The following is a 23,476-nucleotide window of genomic DNA, read 5'->3' as shown; positions in this document are numbered from 1 at the left end:
ATATAATTAAAACTGTCTAAACAAATCAAAATAGGGAGGATAATATGAATTTTCTTAGAGGATTTAAAAAATTAGCAGCACTGCTTGTCGTTTTATGCTTAATGGTGAGCACCATTCCGCTTACAGTAGCTGCAGAATTAAAAGATAGTGTTATTTTGCCATATGATGCTGAATGGAGCTATTCAGATCAAGGAACAGACCTTGGTACAGAATGGCTAAATAATGATTATGATTATTCAAGCTGGAAAACAGGTAAAGCACCATTAGGTTATGGTGACGCTGTTTCAGAAACAAATCCTAATATCCCGTTAGGTACAGAAGTAGGTTTCGGTGATGATGAAAATAACAAGCATATGACCACTTACTTTAAAACAGAAGTAGATGCTTCATCACTAGAAGGCTATGAAGGTCTGGAAGTTTACATTCATGTAGACGATGCAGCAGTAGTTTACATTAATGGAGAAGAAGCATTTAGAAAAGGAATCGAAGAAGATGTAGAAGTTAATTATGATACACCAGGGAAATTTAAAGTTAAGGAAGAAACATTTTATATCCCAACAGATGTGCTAAAAGAAGGAACAAATATTATCTCAGCGGAAGTTCATCAGGATGGGGGAGACAGCTCAGATCTTTGGTTTGAAATGTCACTCAAGGCAGTAACAGAAGTACCGGAAATTATTGATTGGACAACCACGCCAATACCAAATCCCGATGTTCCGGTTGGTGAAGTTTCTAGAGTAGTCGTTTCCTTCTATGGTGATACGAAGACTTCAAAAGGATTTACTTGGTATACATCACAAGCCTCTGCAGGCAGTGACTTGCAAGTAATTGAGAAAACTTCTGGAAAGCCAAACTTTAAAAATGCAATGAAGTTTACTGGAGATTATCAACGATCAACGAATGCTCCTGAATATGTGGTACATAAGGCAGAAGCTACAGGTTTAGAACCAAGTACAGAATATATGTACAGAGTTGGTGATGCTTCATTAGATCTTTGGAGTGATGTAGGTTCGTTTGTAACCGCAGAGGGTGATGATGAATTTACATTTATTAACTTAACAGATACACAAGCGAAGACAGAAGAAGAAGCGATTCTCTCTTCCGAAACATTTGCAAAAGCAATTGAAACTGTAGAGAATTCAGAGTTTATTCTTCAAAACGGTGATATCGTAGACACAGGTGCAATCGAAGACCAATGGGGATGGGTACTTGATCATTCAAAAGAAACGTTGATGAATACAACGTTTGCTTCTTCAGCAGGTAATCATGATGAAGATAAGAACTCATTCATAGAACATTTTAATGTGAAGACTCCAGAAGGTTCTTCAACAGAAACAGGTGCATATTATTCATATGACTATGAAAATGCTCATTTTATTATCTTAAATACAAATGAAGATTCAGAGGAATACCGAAACTTTTCACCAGAACAAATTGAATGGTTACAAGCAGACATAAAAGCTGCTCAGGAGAATGAAAATATTAATTGGATCATTGCAAATATTCATAAAGGGCCATATACTACTTCAAACCATGCAACGGATAACGATATCATGGGGGAAAATGGTGTCAGGGAGAAAATTCCTCCAATGCTATATGATCTAGGTGTAGACTTAGTATTACAGGGACATGACCATATCTATTCCCGTACAAAACCGATACAACACGGTAATGCGGTAGAGGCTGATAAAGTAACGGAAAACTATAATGGAATTGATGTCGAGTATTCCGTGAATCCGGATGGAGCAATTTATGTCAATCCAAATACTGCTGGTCCAAAAGTGTACTACAAAAACAAAGAAATTGATCCATCATACTATGATTTATTTGAAGTAGCGGATGAGCATAGTGCTGCTAAATACGGACCAGATCCAGGCAATGATTCTCGTCCTGTAAGAAGTCAAGTGCAAAACTTTGTTGAATTTAATGTGGATGGAAACAAGTTGACAGGAATCACGTATGAAATTGATCAAAACATTAATAATGGTGAACCATTTGTGGTTGATGCTTTTGGAATAATAAAAGATGAAGAAAATAAAACTTATAATCTTAAAAACTCTAAGTCGAAAAAATTAATGATTGACAATCCATATTCCTCCGTAAATATCGATGAAACAACAGAAAATATTGAAGGAATTTTTGTAAAAACATCGGTTATATTAAAAGGAGCAGGATTAAAAAATAAAATTGTTACAATCAGTCCATCTGAACATGATGCCATAATTGATTTCAGTGGAGAAGAGGTTCAAGAGGTCCGCCTTCAAACGAACAAAATTAATGAAATTAGAGGAGCTGAAGGTGTGAAATCATGGACGATTCCGAATGGCGTCGATCTCTCTGAAATTAAGTTTTACCATTCTAATGGAGAAGAAATTATAATTGATTAGAGTAGAACATTATAGAAGTGTAGATATCTGATTCTCCTTTTTGGAAAGGCTCTGTAGAGAAATCTACAGAGCTTCTTTTTTATACCAATGTTTTCGTCCAATCCAAAATCAAACGTTCTAGGAACCAGTTTGTCTTTTACGGCTCTTACTTTTTTCGTTTAAAAGGTATTCCGATATCATACGTTGAATATATCTATAAATATATTATTCTCTTTTCTACATATAACCTCACTTCTATTATTATCTTTTCTAAAGAAGCTGGCATTTAAGCAATACAATATCAAAGGAGGTATAGTATGAAGCAGCTTTACATAAAGCAGAAGGTATTCAGTTTAAGTGGCAAGTTTACGGTAAAGGATCAGCAGGAGCAGGATGTTTATTACGTAGAAGGCAGTTTTATGCGAATTCCGAAGTCTTTCTCCATTAGGAATAGAGCAGGGGAAGAAGTAGCACTGATTACGAAGAAGATGTTCAGCTTTTTACCGAAGTTTTTAGTTGAGGTGAATAATCGAGAGGTGTTAACGATTAAGAAGGAGCTTTCTTTCTTTAAAGCACGCTATACGATTGATGCGGCAGGTATTGAGGTGCGTGGCAACTGGTGGGACATGAACTTTCAGGTGTACCAGCATGGTGAAGTCGTTGGGGAAGTGAGCAAGGAGTGGTTCACCTGGGGCGATAGCTACAAGGTTCAAGTATTGAATGAAGAGATGGAGACTCTCATGATTGCGCTCGTAGTCGCCGTTGATTGTGTGAAATCGGATCAGGAATCTGCTTCCTTAGTAGTACCGGATTAACATAAGGACATAAATCTAGGATAACTATCAAGTTAACCTATTCAGCGATTTCGTAGTTTAGTATCGCTTTATCAATCGGGAAAAACATTTCCCTAAAATAGCTGGTTTTCATATTAGAGCTAGTTAATAAAAATCTTTTTCCAGATACCATGATGACTATGTTTATCTTATAAATTATTGCGAAAAAACCCTGTCGATTCACAAAGAATCGGCAGGGTTTTTTGTGGCAGTTTTCCATATCAATAACGCAAAATTGTTTCTTAAGCAGACAAGTTCAATAATATGGGCCTTCTAATTCAAAGCAACCTTGAAATTCCCCATAAGTCTAAGTTGAACATTAAATCGATTACATATATTATTAACTTAATTAAAAATATAGCGAGGTGCTAACAATGGAAACAGGTAAGAGAGAAACAATAACGGTAGAGACAATTATTCATGCACCAGTTGAAAAAGTGTGGCATTATTGGACGAAGCCACAGCACATCACACAATGGTACAAAGCCTCTGACGACTGGCATGCACCGAATGCTGAGAATGATTTAAGAGTGGGCGGCAAATTCCTTACGCGAATGGAAGCGAAAGACGGCAGTTTTGGATTTGATTTTGCTGGCGTTTATGATGAAGTGAAGCTAGATGAGCTTATTTCTTATAAGCTAGGGGACGGAAGAAAGGTTGAAATTACATTTATTGGTCAAGAAAGCGACACAAAGGTAGTAGAGACCTTCGAAGCTGAAGACACGAATTCGATTGAGATGCAGCAGGCAGGGTGGCAAGCGATACTTGATAATTTTAAAAAGTATAGTGAAACTGCCCAAGAAGGCTAGGGGCTGTCCAGACCTGCAATATTTGATAAATGGCAGCAAAAAAAGATCATGTTTTGAAAAAAGATTGTTCAAAACATGATCTTAATATAATTTTAGCGAATTACTACCGATATCATAAACATGAAGTATATACTCATCACAAATAAACAACTAAAAAGAAAAGTAATAATAATCGATGCTTTTTTGTAAATCGATAATGTCATTAATCCTATAAATACAATGGCCAGGAAAAAGAAAATTACTATATTTACGTTCACAACAAAGCCAATTGTACTGCCAGGATCGATAATGCCATCGTGAAATAGACGGAATAAAGGTGACACTGCAACATTCGTTAAATAATTTCCGTGAGGTGGAGATTGTTGTGAAAAAATAGCTGTAATTGTAAAAATAGCTAGTAAAATCAAACCTTCAACACGAATCAAAGGAATCGGATTGAATTTAGCGTTTTTTGATATTTTATATTTTACAATTAAACTATTCACCAATGCATAAAAAATAAGTGGCAGCAGGAATAAATGTTTTATTAATAGCCCTTGCCCATAAGAAACCATCCAAGAATCGGTATAGCCATCCACTAATACATTCATTAAGAATAGACCACTGAGAGCAGTTATTATTAAACAACTGATCGCGACTATCCTAAACCAATTTAAAAATGGAAGCCAATTATTATGATTGGTCGCACACCAGCCAATAATAAGCAGAATACCAACCCAAATACTAACCGCTGTTAAATGGAAAAAGTCGCTAATAATCCCTGTGATTGGATCCATTACGCCCGCATGGCTTGACCAAGCAACTGTTAAAATCAACCCAAATGTCAGTAATATCCCTAAAAAAGCAAAGGTGCCCTTTTCATTAGGCCTCGCCAAGGTGATTAATAGTACTAACAAAACAGAACCAATAAGGGTAAAAACCCATGCGGTCCCAACAGTATAGGTTGTCAGAACAATGTTGAATGATTCAATTAAACCTAAGCGTGGAGCAATAAATAATATAATATCAAGTACGGGAAAAAATGCGAAAACTGGCAGAGTGATGGCACTAATAAATAAGAAATACTTTGGAATTTTGATATCAGGCCGAAAGTTGCTTGGGACAAGCAGAAGGATAAAACTTCCTGCTAAGACCGCAAAGCATACATATAAAAGTGCCTGACTAATCATTACTAATATGTCCATTTATTATTTCTTTCTTTTAGAAAGTAAGAAGAAACCAACTGCTGCAATGACAACTAATAGAACAATTAGAGTGACTGTCATAGAGGATGGATCTTCCTCCACTTCACTCGCTGAAGCTGATGTTTCTTCTTCAGTTGATTGCTCAGCTGATTCTGTTGTTTTTTCATCCTCAACCGTTTCTGTTTCTCCTGGTTCTTCAGCTTCTTCTTCCACAGAGTCAGGAACTGCTGCATTGACTGTAAATGAGAATTCACCTTCTAATGGGTGACCGTCCGCACTAATAATACTCCAATTTGCTAGGTATTCATCATTTGCAAGTGGTTCAGCTAAAGTACCTGTTAATGTGCCATCCCCAATAATAAATTCTTGTATTTCAACAGCTTGTCCCTCAGTTGTTGTTAAGTCTATAAAGCTGCCTTCTTCAATTTGACCGTCAAATTCTAGAACAATTTCATTTAATGGCTCCGTTACAACGTCACCATCTGCTGGCTTTGATCCACCTAAATGCGAATGAGCAAATACATTAGTAGAAATAAACATTGTTAGTAAGGCTGCTACTGCTGCGGTAAATATACGTTTCAAAATAATTCCTCCCTTACATGTCTTGGCAACAAATATGATAGAGTCACCTTTAGATATTATAAATATAATGTAGACATTACATAATACCTCTAAAGAGTGATTTAAAAGCAAATTAGCTAAAACCCTTTGGATAGATGATAAAATATAGACACATTTTACTTTAGAAAAGCGGTGAAGATTTGAAGTATAAACAAATCAAATGGCTCATCTTATTTCTCCCAACGATTACGATCGCCATATGGGAATATATTCGGCATGAACTTCTCCTTTCATATATTTCAATGGAGATGGGGAATTTCCTTTCTCCGATACTTGTCTTTATCGTTACACTCGTATTTTTGCGGCACTTATTTTCAATCTTAGAAAGAATCCAAGAAGAGCTGAGGCTGGAAAAGACTAGGAAAGCTGCACTTATAGAGAGAGAAAAGTTAGCAAGGGAACTCCATGACGGAATCGCCCAATCTTTATTTCTATTATCCGTAAAAATGAATAAGTTCGGAAGGAAGAATCATCTCGAGCATGATGCGGATTTTCAAAGAATTAAGCAAACATTACAGCATGTTCACGAAGATACTCGTCAAGCTATTACAAACTTAAAATACTTACCCCATGAAGATACATTTAGCTGGACGGAAACGATCTATCAGTATGTAACAGAGCTTAAGAATCATCATTTAATGGATGTTCAGTTAGATTGGGGAATCAGGGAGAACACGTTATCGTCGAAAGAGAAAGTAGAGTTATTTGCCTGTATAAAAGAAGCGGTTGTGAATGTCATTAAACATGCAAAGACAAATCGAGTATGGATTTTTTCAGAGGAAATAGATAATGGATGGATTTGCCAAGTTAAGGATCAAGGAATAGGATTCTTAAATGAAACACTCCAATCGAGCAAAGGCTATGGACTGCAAATCATTAAAGATAGAGCCAGAGATATGGAATGGGAATTTTCCATAAAGAAAGCAGATAATGAAAACATTATTGAATTAAAGAAGGAGAGCAAGTAGATGCAACCATTTCGGATACTAATTGTTGATGATCACGTTCATGCAAGAGAAGGAATTCGAGAAATCCTGGAAGAACACGAAGACTTTCTGATTATTGGTGAAGGGAAGAATGGAGAAGAAGCGATTAAACTTACGGAAGAATTAATGCCGGATATTATTCTGATGGACATTCAAATGCCAGTAATGGACGGACTAGAGGCTACGAAAAGAATTAAACTCAAATTCCCTTACGTAAAAATTGTGATGATTACGGTATCTGATGATATCACAGATTTATTTGATGCATTAAAGAAAGGGGCTCAAGGCTATTTATTAAAAAATATTCAGTCGGATGTATGGTGTGATCATTTAAGAGCCTTTGCTTTAGATGAAGTCCCTATGTCCAAAGAAATTGCCTTTCAAATCTTAAAGGAATTCCCTCAAAGTAAAGCAATCACGAAAAAGAATACCCCTTTATCCAACCGAGAATTAGAAGTGCTGCAATTGGTAGCGAAAGGTTTGTCAAATAGAGAAATCTCGGATACCCTGTTTATTTCGGAACATACGGTAAAAAGTCATCTAAAAAACATCTTAAGTAAACTTCATTTAGATAATCGGGTGCAGCTGACAAGCTATGCTTTTCAGCAAGGATTGATGAATTAGTAGTGGATATTCTTAAAGATAAACTATTTAGTTCCCTGAGTCTGACTAGGGCAGCGGTAATAAATGTCTTCAAAATCAGGAATAAACACCCTTCTATAATTTGAAGAGTTCTCAAATTACAGAAGGGTGTCTTTTAATGGGCTAATCTCTGACGCTTTGTTTCTCTTAAGCCATGAAGGAAGAAATAAAGGACGCCAGTGACAAGAATGACAGCGGCCATAATGGCATACATATTCCCATAACCTGTATATGGCGTAATGTAGCCAAGTATATATGGTGACAGTCCAAGTCCTGCATCGTAAAAGATAAAGTATGTGGACGTTGCGAGTCCCATTCGTGCAGGTGTTGCTTCTTTAATAGCGATTGCTTGTGTGGCGGATTGCATGTTGCCATAACCCAGTCCCATAATAGCACCGGCAAGAAGAAGCACCCAGCTACTGCTTGCTGTACTTAACATAAACATGCTTATCGCATATAAAATGAATGCTGGATACATAATCAAATTGGCGCCTTTCTTATCCATTAATGGTCCAGAGAATGGACGTGAAACAAGCGCTATAATGGAATATACAAGGAAGAAGAAGCTTGCGGCTGTTACGAGATTAATTTCTGTAGCGTAAAAATTAATGTAAGTTAATACACTTGAATAACCAAAGCCTAGAAGTAAGATGATTATTCCAATTGGTACTGCTTTTGGTTCGATAAAGCTTTTAATCGAGATGCCTGGTTTTTCTTCTTTCTGTTGTACAGGTGTATCGTTAATAACTGCAGGCACTTTTAATATGATACTGATAATAAAGCTAATAACAGCGAGAATAAGGCATAACATAAAGATAACTGGGAAGGTTGTATGGTGCAGCATAAATAAACCGATAAATGGTCCAAGCGCTGTAGCGAGCGTTGTACTCATACTATAATAGCTGATCCCTTCTGCTTTACGAGGTCCAGGAATTATTTGTGCAACAACTGTACCGGCAGCTGTACTTGCCATTCCATGTGTGATTCCGTGAAGCAGACGCAATACAATTAATAAACCGATGCTAAGATGCACGAAGTATAATGCTGTCATTAAAATAAATAAAACCGCGCCCATAATTAATAGCCTCTTGCGTCCGATTATCTCGATAATACTGCCGCAGACGAAGCGGCCGATCAGTGCACCGATGATGAAAATTCCACTGACAAGCCCAGATTGACTAACCGTTGCACCATATTCACCAATCGCGAATGCTGCGATAGTTACAACGAGTAAGTAGAAAACTAATGTAAGAAGGAAATTAATAAGTGAGACAATAATAAAATCCTTCGTCCATAATTTTGTTTGATTCATTTATAGAAGATCCCTTTCTTGCTTGAGATTATTATATATTTTCGGGAAAATTTCATAAGCAATTTTACGCTCATGCTCTGGAATATTATCCATAATCCGGAATTCAAGCGCTGTGATGTCTTTCCGTACATTGTCATAGATGCTGAAGCCTAAATCCGTTAATTGAATGATTTTCTCCCGTTTATCTTTACCTGAAATTTGCTCAACGAGTCCAAGTTCCATTACTTTCTGAACACGTCTTGTAATAGTTGGTTTTTCCACCTCATAATGAGATGCAATTTCGACCAATGTAGAAGCACCGCGATGCTTCAAATGGTACATGACAATCCATAGTGAATATGTGATGTCGTATGAGTCCAGAAGCTCATTTAACCTCGTAATCATCGGTCTGTATAAAGTTAAAAAGCGTTGGATATAACCTTCCAAGCGAAATCCCTCCAAATATAGTTATCCTTAGTAATTAAATGGTTAACAAAGGTAACTATATCATTATTTTATCCAGATTTCAAGATGAGTATGTTGTACCTTTGGCGTAAAAAGAAACGGTGTCATGGGGAGAGTTAAAGGACGAAAAATTTATCATCTTTCATGAAGGCTTTGCCGTTCGCCGCTTTATTATGAAAGAATGTGAAAGATTAGGTTTTCAAACCAAACATTATTTCTGAGACGTCCCAGTGGAAATTCATTTTCGAAATGGTTTCTTGCAACATGGGTATAAGTATCCTTCCTCAAAGTAATTTGACTGAATTAATGTGGATCATAAAGGGATAAAAGTATTGCCGATTATTGATCAAGAAGATCATTGGCAAATTGGCATTGTATGGAAGAAGGATGGCTATACTTCCCACGCAGCAAAAGCATGGATCATGGATCCAATTTTTAAAAGAGAGACTAGAGTAACAGCAATCATATTAAAATCCTTAACCTGCAATCGTCTGACTGTAGAATAAGGATTTTTTAAGTAGCAAACGAAGCTGATTAACAAATGAATAGTCCTATTTGAGCAGATGCACGAAATCATATTGATAATGGTAAATTCTTATGCAATAATAAAAGAAAGCGCTCGCATCGTTTGGAACTCCATGAGAAAGCTATTGATCAACTTTTTTCGCCTATTTATGCAAACGTTTTCGTGCGTGCTTTTATGCAACCGAAGCAAGTCAAATAGGAAGGGAGAGTTCATGCCATGCGCAAAAATGTAGGCCGTCGTTTTACTGCACTAACCATGATCTTCATGATGCTATTAAGTGTCACACTGCCGTTTGTTCCAATTCAGAAGTTACATGCAGATTCGAGTGCCGAAAACCGCACTGTTCGTCTGACATATGAACGGGAGGATAGGAATTATGATGGCTGGGATGTTTGGGTTTGGAATACGGGAGTCCAGGACGATAATATTGACTTTACGCAGTTTGATAATGGACTAGCTACTGCTTTTATTGAGGTAGCCCCAACCACAAAGGAAATAGGATTTATTGTTCGAAAGAAAGATTGGGGAGATCGTGAACCAAATGGGCAGCATATTGATCGGTTCATCCAGATTAATCAGCAGGAAAAAGTCACCAAATCATCTGTCCGGCAGGGGAATGAGGATATTCAGATCGTTCCTGAAATTCCAAAGGCACAGATTAACAATGGGAACGCAGCTTTCTATTATCGTGATTCTGATTTGTATCTGAATGATGCGATGGATAGATTAGAAAAGGTGGAACTAAAGGTTGCAGGCGATACATTTGAGATGGCGTATGATGAAGCAAATGAACGCTATGAATATGTGTATGCGGATTTTCCAGAAGGCACCTATAATTATTCATTTTTGATTACGAAAGACGGCCAAACGGAAGATGTAACCGATCCGTATTATGACGAGTCTGTTATAGAGAATCTGCTTGTGGATATGACTGTATCTGCGACGGTAGCTCCTGAGAGCATTAATTATAACGAAAATGCAGTTCTTACACTGAATATCGAAAATGAGGCAGGTGCTGGCATTCGGGAAATTTTTGCTGATACATCATCACTAGGTGGACCAGAAAAATTAAAAATTGATCCTGAACTAAATAAAGTGACAATCGCAGTCAAAGAAGATGTACCTGCCGGCGTAAAGGAAATCCCGCTAACCATCGTCGATGAATACGGAAACGCACATCACGGGACAACAACGGTTGAAGTAAAGACACGTGAGTTTGCTGAGGGAGAAGACTTTGACTGGGACGAAGCAGTTATTTACTTTCTTTTAACCGACAGATTTTTTGACGGGGATGAATCGAATAATGATCCTTATAGTTTAAATTATGATATGAGCAAGCCGGGAGCATACCACGGTGGAGATTTAGAAGGGATCACCAAAAAGCTAGATTATCTCGATAACCTTGGAGTCAATACGATTTGGATTAGTCCCATTGTAGAAAATATAAAATATGATGTCCGATACAATTCCCAGGATGCCCATCCAGATCAGCCTTTTTATGGATACCACGGATACTGGGGAAGTGACTTCGAGAACTTGAATCCGCATTTTGGGGATATCGAAGACTTGCATGAGCTAATTGATGAAGCGGCAGCCCGCGATATGAAAATTATGGTCGATGTTGTCCTTAATCATGCCGGGTATGGATTAAAGGAAGTCGATGGTGAAATACCTGAAGCTGAACAACCTTCAGGCTATCCAACAGATGAAGAGCGATCGGTGTACAATCCTCTTCTAAGACAGGGAAGTGATGTTGGAAGTGATGAGGTGACTGGGGAACTTGCTGGTCTTCCAGATTTTATAACAGAAAATCCAGAAGTTCGTGAACAGGTAGTTGATTGGCAAAAAGACTGGATTGAAAAGTCACGAACGGAAAAGGGCAATGCGATTTCCTATTTCCGTGTCGATACGGTTAAGCATGTCGACCACACCACATGGAAAGCATTTAAGAACGCAGTGACCTCTGAAGATCCTTCTTTCAAAATGATTGGCGAAGCTTGGGGAGCAAGTCAGTATGGAGACTTTGATTTCCTGCAGACTGGGGAAATGGATTCACTGCTCGATTTTGAATTCAAGAATATAGCAATGGAATTTGTTAATGGCAATGTAGAAGATGCGAATCAACTGCTAGAAAGCAGAAACAGCGGTTTATCCAATACAGCAACACTTGGGCAATTCCTTGGCAGTCATGATGAAGATGGATTTTTATATTCTGTTGGCAAGGATGAAGGAAAGTTAAAGGCAGCAGCCACGCTGCAGCTCACGGCAAAGGGTCAGCCAGTAATCTATTATGGTGAAGAGCTTGGCTTGAGCGGGGCTAATAACTACCCAATTCAGGATAACCGGTACAACATGGACTTTGAACTTGCCAAAGATAATGCCATCTTAGCGCATTATGAAAAGGTATTGGATTTCCGGGAAGAATTTTCTGAGACGCTTTCCCGTGGTTCACGAGATGATATTGCAGGATCGGATGCTGAGCAATTTCTGCTGGTTGAACGGACGCATAAGGAAGATTCCGTTTATGTAGGCTTGAATGTCTCAAGCGATGAAAAAGAAGTAACATTAGCCGTCGACTCCAAAGAAACCGTTTTGACGGACCATTACTCGGGCAACGTGTATCGAGCAGATAGTGATCAAACGATAACTATCACGCTTCCATCACTGGCTGCCGGCGGAACTGCGTTGCTGACTGCAGCAAATGGGACAATAATTGGGGGAGGAAATCAAGAGGGTGAAGAAATCCCAGAGGACACACTTAGGGTTCATTATGAACGACCAGACAATGATTTTACAGGACTTGGACTATGGTTCTGGGGGGATGTGGAAACCCCATCGGAACAAAAAGGGAGCTGGCCTAATGGAGCTTCACCATTTACGGATAATCCTCTAACCGATTATGGTGCCTATGTCGATATCAAGCTAACAGAAGCTGCAAAGACAGTCGGGATGCTTATAAATAATTCTAATGGTTCCAATGTGACACCGGATATTTCTGTTGATATCCTCTCACCTGAAATGAATGAGATCTGGCTATCCGAAGACGGACACGTATCGCTATATGAACCAGCTGACCTCGATCCGAATAAACTGCGGATTAATTATTTAAGTGAGGACGGAGTCTATGAACCATGGGGAGTATGGACATGGGGGGATGTAGCGGAGCCTAGCGCAAACTGGCCAATGGGTGCCCATGCGTTTTCAAATAAGCAAGTAGGAAAATATGGTGGCTATGTGGATGTTGATCTCGCTGGACATGCCGAAGAAATCGGATTTCTGCTGGTGGAGAGAAAAGGCGGTGGCAATCAAACTGGAAATATGTCCTTCTCCGAGTTTGAAACACATAACCAAATTTTCCTAAAAGAGGGAGATGAAACGGTCTATACGAATCCGTATTATGTTTTTGAAGAAGGAATCAAATATGGCGAACTGGTTGCACTCGACCAAATTGACCTGACTTTTACATCAACAGCTGATTTCTCTGAGCAGGAACTTTGCGAAGGGATTGATTTGAAGGACAAAGACGGCAATGAAGTGAAAATAAGCTCAGTTACAAAGAATGAAGATGCCAAGACCGTTCATTTGAAAGGCTCTTTTGATGTGGAACTTGCACCGTATCTTGCAACTTTTATGAATCAGTCGGTACAGGTGAATAAGAGCTATAAGCTTACCGATGAGCTGTTCCGTTATGATGGTGATGACCTGGGAGCAACTTTGAACAAAAACAAATCCGCGACGTTAAAGGTTTGGTCGCCAAGTGCGGATAATGTTTCGGTCATTTTATACGATAAAAAAGATCAGGATAAAGTTGTTGGCGCACCTATTCCAATGTCGAAAGATGATCGTGGAGTCTGGGAGGTTACACTGAATAAAGGCAATACCGGTGTTCCTAATCTTACAGGATATTATTATCATTATGAAATTGAGCGGGATGGGAAAAAAGTGCTCGCCCTGGATCCCTATGCAAAATCAATGGCAACATGGAATGTAGATGTAGCAGATGAAATTCCAGTTGGAAAAGCAGCCATTGTCGATCCATCGAAAATTGGTCCGACACTCCGTTACGCGGATATTGAAGGATTTGAAGAACGGGAGGATGCTATCATTTATGAGGCGCATGTCCGTGACTTTACATCAGATCCAAGTATTGCAGATGACTTGAAATCCGACTTTGGAACGTTCGCGGCATTCATTGAGAAGTTAGATTATCTGGAAGAATTAGGGGTTACCCATATTCAGCTGCTTCCGGTAATGAACTATTACAATGTAAATGAATTTGATCGTGAACGACTGATCGATTATTCATCCAGTGACAACAATTATAACTGGGGTTATGACCCGCATAGTTATTTTTCATTAACAGGCATGTATTCGGAAGATCCGGATGACGCCGAGGAGCGGATAAAGGAATTTAAATTCTTAATTAAAGAAATCCATAAGCGTGATATGGGTGTCGTCCTTGATGTCGTATACAACCATACAGCGAAAGTGGATATTTTTGAAAATCTGGAGCCAAATTACTATCATTTCATGGATGCAGACGGTACACCAAGGGAGAGTTTTGGCGGTGGGCGTCTAGGTACGACACATGGAATGGCAAGAAAAGTTCTTGTTGACTCGATCACATACTGGGTCGATGAGTTTAAAGTAGATGGATTCCGCTTTGACATGATGGGAGACCATGATGCTGAAACGATTCAAATCGCGTATGACAAAGCAAAAGAACTGAATCCAAACATCATCATGGTTGGAGAAGGGTGGCGAACGTATGCAGGCGATGAAAATGGCGGAGATGTGATGCCGGCAGATCAGGACTGGATGCAGCATACGGATAGCGTTGCATCATTTTCCGATGAGATAAGAAATGAACTGAAGTCTGGTTTCGGTTCGGAAGGAGAACCTCGTTTTCTAACTGGTGGAGCAAGGAATATTGAGCAGATTTTCGATAATGTTACAGCTAATCCGCATAATTTCCTGGCAGATGATCCTGGCGATGTCTTATCTTATATTGCAGCACATGACAACTTGACCCTTCATGACGTTATCGCACAGTCGATAAAGAAGGATCCGAAAGTCCATGAAGAAGAAATTCATAAACGCATTCGTCTCGGGAATACAATTGTGTTGACATCACAGGGAACAGCCTTCCTGCATTCCGGTCAGGAATATGGGCGTACGAAACAATTCAGGCACGAGGATTACAAGGAGCCTGTAGCTAATCCGCCATACAAATCAACGTTCATGGCCGATTTAGAGGGTAATCCATTTGAGTATCCATATTTTATCCATGACTCTTATGATTCAACCGATGCAGTGAATAAGTTTGATTGGGAAAAGGCAACAAATGCAAAAGACTATCCCGTTCAAACAGAGACAAAAGACTATACAGAGGGACTCATTGAACTGCGTCGTTCCACCGATGCATTTACATTGGATACAAGGGAAGAAGTGAATACTAACGTTACTCTAATTGAAGCTCCAGAAATACAGGAGCAGGATTTGATTATTGGCTATCGTGCCGAAGCTCCTCAGGGAGATGAAGCATACTATGTATTCATCAATGCTGACGATAAAGAACGTACACTGACGCTTACTGACTATAACTTAAGCGATGGAAAAATAATAGTGGACAGTGATGAATCAGGGATTAAAGAGGTGAGGGACCCATCTGGATTTGAATTGACTCAAGAGGGGATTACGATCGATGCTTTAACTACGGTGATTGTGAAAGAAGGCGGAAAGAAAAAACCCGGAAAGGGGAAAAAACGGTAAAAACGCTTCAGGAAAAGTTTAAAAACCGGACAGTGCCAGGCACTGTTCGGTTTTTTTGATGTGCTCAATTATAGAATTTTTAATTATCCTACATTTGCCTCCTCTGAATTAATCGCCAGCTCATATTTTTCTTCACTCTTATCAACAACTGCAGCTCCTACTAAGTCGCCTGTTACATTACAAGTAGTAAAGATCATATCGGTGATTACATTCACTCCTGCTGTTAATGCGACAATTTCAATTGGTAGCCCTACTTCCGTAAGTACAATCGAGAGTCCAATCAATCCAGCACCCGGGACTCCAGCTGTACCAATAGAAGCAATGGTACCGGCAAGAACTATTGCTACCATGGCAGCGAAACTTAGCTCCATGCCAACAACATTGGCAGCAAAAATCGCTCCAACTCCGTAATGGATTGCCGATCCATCCGAATTCACAGCTGCCCCTAACGGTAAGGTGAATTTTGAAACACTTTCCCTAATGCCGGCCTTCTCAGCAGCTTTGATTGCCACTGGCAGTGTTGCTAAACTGCTCGATGTAGTGAAGGCAGTGATTAATGCATCCCAAACACCTTTGAAAAACCGTTTAATTTGAACGCGTAATAATAATAAAAACACTAAGTAGACAAAGACAAATTGAATGATTACACCCACATAAGAAGCGCCTACATAACTCGCAAGTGAATAAAGTACATCAAATCCTTGCTCGCCGATTTTTGAAGCAGCGATTGCAAATATACCAATTGGAGCATATTGCAGGATTCCATTAAGAATTCGGAATGTTACTTCGCTCCCTGCTTGCGAAAAATCATATAATAGATTACCAAAATTATTAATTCTTTTTTCTTCTGAATGTCGCATCGAAACAATGACAAACCCAGCAGTTAATGCTACAAATACAATACTTAAAATATCCCCATTAACTAGTGATTGAAAAATGTTTGTCGGAACAATTGCCAGCATCGTATCAATAAAGGATGGTGCTTCGGGAACGTCAATATGTTCCCCAGTTAATTCTAGTCCAACCCCAGGATTGAACCAGCCACCGACTACGATTCCTACTAACATTGCAATTGCAGTTGTCAGCATATAGTAGATAAAAATTTTTACTCCAACACGGCCAAATTGCTTTGGATTGGAGGAGTTTACTGCACCGATTAGTGTAAAAAGAATAAGTGGAACAATAATCATCTGTAAAAGTCGAAGAAAAAGATCACCTAGAGGCGACACAAACTGTGCAGAGGGGCCAAACGCCAGTCCAGCGATAATCCCCAATAAGAAGCCAACCGTAATTTTTAGTATAAATGACTTGTCACGATACCATCTCCATAAAGAATGCATCATAATCCCTCCTATAATTTACTAGCAAACAAAAATTTAACCAAGCTCATCGGGTTTGTAATATCACCTCCAAATGATTGACGCTCATTCTCTGCAGTATTACGTCAGCATGTTTTAATATAAAATTAGTAGAGAAATGAACTGAATTTGAATGCGCTTTCAAAATGTGTGAAGTTAAAATTCATCGTTAATAAAAGCAAGAAACCAGAATAAGGGCAGGAATGCATATTCCAACCTTAAACTGGTTTCTATCTAAGGTTAGCTCCACTTCTTCAGCTAAGTCAATTAGATTTAGCAGTTTATTGTTATATTGTTATTTAAATTTAACAAAAATTCGAATAATAATCAATAGCAATGTTAAAATCCATAATCTGCAATAATAAGGCAGTCTCAATCATTGAGTCTAAAACACTTTAACTTATCCTTCTAGAACTTTAAAAGAATCACGTACATCTCTTGCAAACTGTACTGGATTATCAATTTTTACAAAATGAATATACATGAGTCTTGGACTGTCAAAGAGCCAATGGTTGTGGAAAGCTGTTATTATAATTCCATGCCCGCGTAATTTACTAGCTAAAGGATTAAACTCTTCTTCCAAAATGACCGACTCGCCGCTGCATAATGCTCTTCCATCTGGAGTTAATGATTCAAAAGTAAACATTTGAGGTACTGCAAGAAATGACCGGGTTGGTCTGCCTAGAATACGGGGTTTCAAATTCAATCTAGATCTCATTATCATGCAAACTCCATTTTCAAATGTATGATCCCCTCCTAGGATTTGATGAAACTGTTCACAAAGTCCTTCAGCATTTGGATTCGGGCGATTCCGTCCTCTATCCCTGCTATATCCTCTAACATTGCGAGTTGTTAATACTTTAAGAGCTTCCCTTGTTTTTCTTGCAAAATCCAGCGGTTTATCAATGGATTCCCAGTGGATATACATTAGGCGAGGATCATCAAATAACCAGTGATTATGAATAGCTGTTACAATAATTCCATTCTTTCTTAATATGGAAACAAACGGATTGACTTCATCCTGGAGAATCACAGTCTCACCTAAACAAAGAGCCTCACCATGACTTTCCTCTTGCTCAAAAGAAAAGGCCTGTGGGACGAACATAAATGACTCTGCCCTACGTCCCAACACCGTTGGGTGAAGGTTATCCCTAGATCTTGTTGCTGTACAAACCCCATTTATGACAGATGGGGTTGCACCCAAAATAGCTGCAAACTCTTGGCAAAGCCTTGTCGGCTGCATATTATTCATTTCATCCATGTATTAAACTCCCTTCAAATAAATGTCTATCCCATTCTATTCAAATACAGTTATTTTGATAGGGCAAAAATATTATAAATAATAGCTATACTTTCTTCTATTCCTTATCTCTCGTATTAGACGCTATTTCGTACCTGTTTTAAACGATAATTTGCATGTAGGGTACCGACAGCATTTTGATAATCAACCTAAAAAAGTCGAATTCCTCTGCACTTAGGAATCGACTTTTTGGGATTAATTTATTTATTGCTTCATAAGCGGTACATAGACTGAACTTTTTCAAGATCATTTATAAAGAGGTTAATTTCCTCTTGGCTCAACCGGATAAGCATTTGATCATATAAAGTAATGATTTGACCGTCTATGTCATCTCGGTGTTTTTTCAAATAATCATATAGACTTTTTAACTGGCTTTCTTTAATGATTGATTCTGTGGTAAAATGTTTTACTTTCTGTAAGGAAAATTCGTTCATATGTTCATTAAACTCCCCAGAAATAATGTTCCCCGTCAGCAACATATAATCCCTCCTAAACTATGGGTCAGTTTCTGTTAGTTTACCCGAAAGGTTTGAATCTATTATTTATGGGGAATAAGCTTTTAAAGAATGGTAAGTTATTTGGTTTTAATCAGGTTAGAAACTAGAGTAAGTGTGTGTGCTTTATTAATATTTACAATAACTTTACAGTATTTACGGTGCTTCTCTCTTTATTTTCGAAGCGTTTCCATGTATAATATAATTAAGTGAATTAATTCACAAACAATATTGCCTTATAAGCAAAATGGAGTGACCTAAAATGAAAGTTAAAAAGGCAAGAGGTTCTTTATCTGAATTCAATTATCAAACCCCAGGCTATATTACTAGAGACGATATAAAAAGCAAGTTTTTAAATTATTATAGTGTAAATGTGAACATAAATCCTTCAATTAATATACCCGATCCGGGAATGTACTATATTTCACTGAAAATTGGCGATTCCTGGCATGCGGCCATCGCCTCCGTTACCGAACCAATTTCTTTAATAGAACATGAAAATAGAAGAATAAGAGCTTATATTACTAATTTGAGCAGGGAGATAAATGATGAGAAAGTATTGATTTCCTGGCCAAATTTCCCTGAAAGTAAGTCAAATCAAATGAACCAGAATGAATTAGGTAAGGTAGTTAGTTTATAATATACCATCAGAGCAAAAAATCTCGTATTAAACGGGATTTTTTTATATTAATTTCAAACTTTTATAAAAAGTTTATTGTATATTTATACAATAAAAGTTATAATTATAATATTAATTGTTTTCATTATAGGAGAGAATGCTATGGAAAGAAAGAATATTATCATTATAGGTGCGGCTGGAAGAGATTTTCATAACTTTAATACGTATTATCGGGATAATGAAAAATATAATGTGGTTGCTTTTACAGCGGCACAAATTCCGGATATCGATGGACGCAGGTATCCAAGTGAATTAGCGGGTGAACAATATCCAGAGGGGATTCCGATTTATTCACAGGATCAATTACCAGAGTTGATTAAAACGCTGCATGTTGAAGAATGTGTCTTTGCATTTAGTGATATTAGCTACGAAGATGTGATGGGAATAGGCGCAATCGTGAACGCTGCGGGGGCTGACTTCAAATTACTCGGCCCAAACAGTACGATGTTAAAAAGCAATAAGCCTGTTATTTCCGTTTGTGCAGTAAGAACTGGGACAGGGAAAAGCCAAACATCGCGTAAAATTATAGAAACATTGCTAGCGCACGATGTAAAAGTAATTGCAGTAAGACATCCAATGCCTTATGGTGATTTAAATGCGCAACGTGTGCAGCGTTTTGCGACAGTTGAGGATTTAAAGGAACATCATTGTACGATTGAGGAAATGGAAGAATATGAACCACATGTTTCACGAGGTAATATTGTGTATGCTGGTGTTGATTATGCAGACATATTAGCAGCTGCTGAAAATGATCCAGATGGCTGTGACGTTATTTTATGGGACGGTGGAAACAATGACTTCTCCTTTTACGAGCCTGATTTAGCTGTTACAGTCTTGGATCCGCATCGTCCAGGTCATGAGCTGAAATACTATCCTGGCGAAGTATGCTTAAGAACAACAGATGTGGCGATTATTAATAAAGTGGACAGTGCACCAGAGGAAAGCGTTCAAATAGTTGAAAATAATATTAAATCTGCAAGTCCTGCGAGCACGATTATTAAAGCTGAATCAAAAATTTCAGTTGATAATCCGGAGCTTATTAAAGGAAAACGCGTGCTAGTCGTTGAAGATGGACCGACACTTACACATGGGGAGATGAAACTTGGCGCTGGTACCGTTGCAGCGGAGCGTTTGGGAGCAGCAGAGATTATTGACCCGCGTCCATTTGCAGTAGGTACACTAACCGGTACATTCAGCAAATACCAGCATATTGAAAACGTCCTTCCAGCGATGGGGTATGGTGACCAGCAATTGAAGGATCTGGAAGAAACAATTAATAACGCTGATTGTGATGCAGTGATTATTGGAACACCAATTGATTTAACACGTGTTATTTCAATTAATAAACCAACGACACGTGTATATTATGATTTAGATGAAATGGAAGGTCCGAATTTAAGGGATATATTAAAGAATTTCATCCAGGAGCATAAGCTTGCGGGGAAAATCGGTAATATTTAAATAATTTGCAAAGGCTAGCATACATTCGTTGCTAGTCTTTTTTTAATAGGAGCGTCAATAAAATTCCACCCTCAATCATTGATGTTGTGCCTTTAATCGGAATATCATTTTACATAAATACCCTATCCATTAGCAGAAACGGTATAATAAATTGGCAAAAGTAGGCATTAAAAAGAGGCTGCACCTGAGTTTTGGAATGCAGATATCGGAAATAATATAAACATACGATAATTTTTGTTTTTCATTTAAGGAAAAAGTTAAAGGAGCAAAGGAGAAACTATGACAAAGAGTAAAGAAACAGGATGGAACATAGACAACAGTTATTCCCGCCTGCCGGAATCATTCTTTTCCAACATTAATCCAACTCCTGTACGTTCACCGAAGCTGGTCATTTTTAATAATCGGTTGGCAAAATCCCTGGGTTTGAATGTTCAAGCGTTACAAAGTGAAGAGGGTGTAAAGGTGCTTGCAGGAAACAAGATTCCCGAGGGTGCTTTGCCTCTTGCTCAAGCATATGCGGGGCATCAATTTGGGAATTTTAACATGTTAGGGGACGGACGAGCTGTGCTGCTAGGCGAGCAAATCACCCCCAAAGGTAAGAGGACCGATATTCAGCTTAAAGGTTCAGGCAGAACACCATTCTCCCGCGGGGGCGATGGGCGAGCAGCACTTGGACCAATGCTGCGTGAATACATCGTCAGTGAAGCAATGGATGCGCTCGGTGTTCCAACCACTCGCAGTTTAGCGGTAGTAACAACTGGTGAATCAATAATCCGCGAAACCGAGCTGCCGGGTGCTATTTTGACCCGTGTGGCCGCAAGCCATCTGCGTGTTGGTACCTTTCAATACGTAGCACAATGGGGCACTGCTGGAGACCTCAAGATCCTTGCTGACTATACAATAAAGCGCCATTTTCCAGAGATTGAGGCAGATGAGAGCCGATATCTTTCGCTGCTTCAGGTAGTGATTAAGCGTCAGGCAGAACTCATTGCAAAATGGCAATTGGTTGGCTTTATTCATGGAGTAATGAACACAGACAACATGACCATTAGCGGAGAAACCATCGATTATGGTCCTTGTGCCTTCATGGATACCTATGACCCTGGCACAGTATTCAGCTCCATTGATGTCGAGGGACGTTATGCCTATGGGAATCAGCCATATATTGCTGGATGGAATCTTGCGAGATTTGCTGAATCGCTTTTGCTATTATTGGATGATAACCTGCAGCAGGCTGTCAAGCTGGCTCAGCATGAGATTTCAGGTTTCAATGAACTGTATCAATCGAAATGGCTCACAGGAATGAGAGCCAAACTTGGCATATTTAACGAAGAAATACAGGATAAGACCCTTATCAATGATCTTCTCAGTATGATGGAGAAGTATCGTGCGGATTATACCAATACGTTCCGCTCATTAACCCTTAATAGACCTGAAGAAATGACTCTGTTTGGAACTTCGGAGTTCTCGAAGTGGCATGAGCTCTGGCAAGCAAGATTGGGAAGACAGCAGGAATCGAAAGCCTCTTCAAATCAGTTGATGCGCAATAGCAATCCTGCTATAATCCCACGAAACCACCGAGTCGAAGCAGCATTGGAAGCTGCAGTGGAGCAAGGAGACTACAGCGTGATGGAACAGCTTTTGGGTGTTCTTTCTAATCCTTACGCATACACTGCTGAACAGGAAGCATACGCTGCATTGCCTGTGTCTGCAATCCCTTACCAAACCTTTTGCGGTACGTGATAAAATTATTTAGAGAAATTAGGAACGTTAATAGATTGTCATGGTTTACGATTAGTCCAAAATAATGCTGCTCATTTCGTGAAGCAGCATTATTTTTATTTCCCTTTCTATAAGTGCTTGCCAATTTCTTTGTCTATAACACTCTATAAATCAATGCACTTGACTTCACAGCATTTTCGCTGTTGCTAAGCTGGTTTCACGCCACTCTTATATGGTTAATTCAGCCGTTTTCCGGGTAATTAGGATAATATGCTGCGGTTGTGAAACGCAGAATGATTTATCTTAAGGAAGGTGGGTTAGAATGTTTGGCGTCAGTGATTTCCTGAGACTGACTTTATCCGTGTTTATCATTCTGCCTGCCGTATCCCTTATCAGGGAATTGGGGTATTTTATTGCAGGGAAATTATTAGGTGCGAAGGGCATTACCATTACGATTGGAACAGGACCGAGCCTTTGTAAATTCTGGATAATTGATGTGCGGAAATTTTACTTTATGTTCAGCTGGTCTCATTACGATTCGCTTGAAATAAATACCAAATGGGCGCATGTATTTGTTTACAGTGCCCCCATGCTGACCAATTTAGCGGTTGCACTGACCCTCAATGCTTTACTAGCAAATGGCGTACTGCAAAATCAATCGTTTTGGAACCAGTTTATCTTTTACGCCTTTTACTTTCTTCTATTTGATGCCATTCCTATGTACCAACCAAATGGGCAGCCCAGCAACGGAAGGATCGTCTATGATTTGATACGCTATGGAAAGCACAGTGACTTCCAGCGTGATGACTTGAAAAAATCAGACGAAAACAAGGATGATGACTGTGAGTGACAGGTGCCACAGCAGAAATTTACTGGTATAGCGGGGATTCGTGGAGCAAAGGGTGTTTTCTTGCCAAATGAATTCCTTTTTAAAAAAACTCCCTGATCACTGAAGAAAATCAAGGAG

18 protein-coding genes are annotated in these 23,476 nt (G+C 38.8%); 11 read left to right on the top strand and 7 right to left on the bottom strand.

Features of this window, described 5'->3' with window-relative positions:
- Positions 1-44: 44 nt before the first annotated feature.
- The 3 genes from CUC15_RS19380 (at position 45) to CUC15_RS19370 (ending at position 4,008) form a co-directional block, all read left to right on the top strand.
- Positions 45-2,387 (top strand): purple acid phosphatase family protein, encoded by a 2,343-nt coding sequence (locus CUC15_RS19380; protein WP_242985906.1) that lies wholly within the window; start codon positions 45-47, stop codon positions 2,385-2,387.
- Positions 2,388-2,683: 296 nt separating this feature from the next.
- Positions 2,684-3,181: an LURP-one-related/scramblase family protein gene (locus CUC15_RS19375; protein ID WP_114918235.1), complete on the top strand. Its 498-nt coding sequence runs from the start codon at positions 2,684-2,686 to the stop codon at positions 3,179-3,181.
- A gap of 392 nt (positions 3,182-3,573) precedes the next feature.
- A complete protein-coding gene (locus CUC15_RS19370; protein ID WP_114918234.1) occupies positions 3,574-4,008 on the top strand; it encodes an SRPBCC family protein in 435 nt (144 codons plus the stop codon).
- A 92-nt stretch (positions 4,009-4,100) separates the two neighbouring features.
- On the opposite strand, the gene CUC15_RS19365 is transcribed toward CUC15_RS19370, so the two are convergent.
- On the bottom strand, positions 4,101-5,192 hold the full coding sequence (locus CUC15_RS19365) for a copper resistance D family protein (RefSeq protein WP_114918233.1): 1,092 nt from the start codon (positions 5,190-5,192) through the stop codon (positions 4,101-4,103).
- Positions 5,193-5,195: 3 nt separating this feature from the next.
- Positions 5,196-5,774 (bottom strand): copper resistance CopC family protein, encoded by a 579-nt coding sequence (locus tag CUC15_RS19360; RefSeq protein WP_114918232.1) that lies wholly within the window; start codon positions 5,772-5,774, stop codon positions 5,196-5,198.
- Positions 5,775-5,953: 179 nt separating this feature from the next.
- Here CUC15_RS19360 and CUC15_RS19355 point away from each other — a divergent pair, with 179 nt between their 5' ends.
- Both CUC15_RS19355 and CUC15_RS19350 read left to right on the top strand, forming a co-directional pair.
- Positions 5,954-6,781, top strand: a complete 828-nt coding sequence (locus CUC15_RS19355) for a sensor histidine kinase (RefSeq protein WP_114918231.1) — start codon at positions 5,954-5,956, stop codon at positions 6,779-6,781.
- Positions 6,782-7,423: a response regulator gene (locus CUC15_RS19350; RefSeq protein ID WP_114918230.1), complete on the top strand. Its 642-nt coding sequence runs from the start codon at positions 6,782-6,784 to the stop codon at positions 7,421-7,423.
- A gap of 133 nt (positions 7,424-7,556) precedes the next feature.
- Here the strand turns inward: CUC15_RS19350 and CUC15_RS19345 are convergent, their stop codons facing one another.
- Together CUC15_RS19345 and CUC15_RS19340 are read right to left on the bottom strand one after the other, a co-directional pair.
- Positions 7,557-8,753, bottom strand: coding sequence for an MFS transporter (locus CUC15_RS19345; RefSeq protein WP_114918229.1), 1,197 nt, complete (start codon positions 8,751-8,753; stop codon positions 7,557-7,559).
- Complete coding sequence (locus tag CUC15_RS19340; RefSeq protein ID WP_114918228.1) at positions 8,754-9,179, bottom strand: MarR family winged helix-turn-helix transcriptional regulator; 426 nt, start codon at positions 9,177-9,179, stop codon at positions 8,754-8,756.
- Between the two features lie 350 nt (positions 9,180-9,529).
- Between CUC15_RS19340 and CUC15_RS20200 the strand changes: the two genes are divergently transcribed.
- On the top strand, positions 9,530-9,703 hold the full coding sequence (locus CUC15_RS20200; protein WP_162800365.1) for a hypothetical protein: 174 nt from the start codon (positions 9,530-9,532) through the stop codon (positions 9,701-9,703).
- Between the two features lie 236 nt (positions 9,704-9,939).
- Complete coding sequence (locus CUC15_RS19335; RefSeq protein WP_114918227.1) at positions 9,940-15,495, top strand: pullulanase; 5,556 nt, start codon at positions 9,940-9,942, stop codon at positions 15,493-15,495.
- Between the two features lie 83 nt (positions 15,496-15,578).
- On the opposite strand, the gene CUC15_RS19330 is transcribed toward CUC15_RS19335, so the two are convergent.
- The 3 genes from CUC15_RS19330 to CUC15_RS19320 all read right to left on the bottom strand — a co-directional run bounded on the left by CUC15_RS19330 (position 15,579) and on the right by CUC15_RS19320 (position 18,632).
- Positions 15,579-16,835, bottom strand: a complete 1,257-nt coding sequence (locus CUC15_RS19330) for a dicarboxylate/amino acid:cation symporter (protein ID WP_205317635.1) — start codon at positions 16,833-16,835, stop codon at positions 15,579-15,581.
- Positions 16,836-17,253: 418 nt separating this feature from the next.
- Positions 17,254-18,114, bottom strand: coding sequence for a DUF1259 domain-containing protein (locus CUC15_RS19325; protein WP_114918226.1), 861 nt, complete (start codon positions 18,112-18,114; stop codon positions 17,254-17,256).
- Between the two features lie 251 nt (positions 18,115-18,365).
- Positions 18,366-18,632 (bottom strand): hypothetical protein, encoded by a 267-nt coding sequence (locus CUC15_RS19320; RefSeq protein ID WP_114918225.1) that lies wholly within the window; start codon positions 18,630-18,632, stop codon positions 18,366-18,368.
- A 277-nt stretch (positions 18,633-18,909) separates the two neighbouring features.
- Here CUC15_RS19320 and CUC15_RS19315 point away from each other — a divergent pair, with 277 nt between their 5' ends.
- From CUC15_RS19315 to CUC15_RS19300, 4 genes are all read left to right on the top strand, one after another.
- Positions 18,910-19,287, top strand: coding sequence for a riboflavin kinase (locus CUC15_RS19315; RefSeq protein WP_114918224.1), 378 nt, complete (start codon positions 18,910-18,912; stop codon positions 19,285-19,287).
- A gap of 141 nt (positions 19,288-19,428) precedes the next feature.
- On the top strand, positions 19,429-20,787 hold the full coding sequence (locus tag CUC15_RS19310) for a cyclic 2,3-diphosphoglycerate synthase (RefSeq protein WP_114918223.1): 1,359 nt from the start codon (positions 19,429-19,431) through the stop codon (positions 20,785-20,787).
- A gap of 279 nt (positions 20,788-21,066) precedes the next feature.
- The gene (locus CUC15_RS19305; RefSeq protein ID WP_114918222.1) at positions 21,067-22,530 is read left to right on the top strand and encodes a protein adenylyltransferase SelO; all 1,464 of its coding nucleotides are present in this window, start codon (positions 21,067-21,069) and stop codon (positions 22,528-22,530) included.
- Positions 22,531-22,831: 301 nt separating this feature from the next.
- The gene (locus CUC15_RS19300) at positions 22,832-23,359 is read left to right on the top strand and encodes a hypothetical protein (RefSeq protein ID WP_114918221.1); all 528 of its coding nucleotides are present in this window, start codon (positions 22,832-22,834) and stop codon (positions 23,357-23,359) included.
- Positions 23,360-23,476 lie beyond the last annotated feature (117 nt).

The sequence above is a fragment of the Oceanobacillus zhaokaii genome (genome assembly GCF_003352005.1).
Taxonomy (GTDB): domain Bacteria; phylum Bacillota; class Bacilli; order Bacillales; family Amphibacillaceae; genus Oceanobacillus; species Oceanobacillus zhaokaii.
The sequence above is the reverse complement of the archived record's forward strand: the minus strand, read 5'-3'. Positions and strand labels throughout refer to the sequence as shown.

Coding starts and splice junctions, on each gene's coding strand:
- CUC15_RS19380 (WP_242985906.1), top strand. CDS start 45: ATGAATTTTCTTAGAGGATTTAAAAAATTAGCAGCACTGCTTGTCGTT.
- CUC15_RS19375 (WP_114918235.1), top strand. CDS start 2,684: ATGAAGCAGCTTTACATAAAGCAGAAGGTATTCAGTTTAAGTGGCAAG.
- CUC15_RS19370 (WP_114918234.1), top strand. CDS start 3,574: ATGGAAACAGGTAAGAGAGAAACAATAACGGTAGAGACAATTATTCAT.
- CUC15_RS19365 (WP_114918233.1), bottom strand. CDS start 5,192: ATGGACATATTAGTAATGATTAGTCAGGCACTTTTATATGTATGCTTT.
- CUC15_RS19350 (WP_114918230.1), top strand. CDS start 6,782: ATGCAACCATTTCGGATACTAATTGTTGATGATCACGTTCATGCAAGA.
- CUC15_RS19345 (WP_114918229.1), bottom strand. CDS start 8,753: ATGAATCAAACAAAATTATGGACGAAGGATTTTATTATTGTCTCACTT.
- CUC15_RS19335 (WP_114918227.1), top strand. CDS start 9,940: ATGCGCAAAAATGTAGGCCGTCGTTTTACTGCACTAACCATGATCTTC.
- CUC15_RS19330 (WP_205317635.1), bottom strand. CDS start 16,835: ATGCATTCTTTATGGAGATGGTATCGTGACAAGTCATTTATACTAAAA.
- CUC15_RS19325 (WP_114918226.1), bottom strand. CDS start 18,114: ATGGATGAAATGAATAATATGCAGCCGACAAGGCTTTGCCAAGAGTTT.
- CUC15_RS19320 (WP_114918225.1), bottom strand. CDS start 18,632: ATGTTGCTGACGGGGAACATTATTTCTGGGGAGTTTAATGAACATATG.
- CUC15_RS19315 (WP_114918224.1), top strand. CDS start 18,910: ATGAAAGTTAAAAAGGCAAGAGGTTCTTTATCTGAATTCAATTATCAA.
- CUC15_RS19310 (WP_114918223.1), top strand. CDS start 19,429: ATGGAAAGAAAGAATATTATCATTATAGGTGCGGCTGGAAGAGATTTT.
- CUC15_RS19305 (WP_114918222.1), top strand. CDS start 21,067: ATGACAAAGAGTAAAGAAACAGGATGGAACATAGACAACAGTTATTCC.
- CUC15_RS19300 (WP_114918221.1), top strand. CDS start 22,832: ATGTTTGGCGTCAGTGATTTCCTGAGACTGACTTTATCCGTGTTTATC.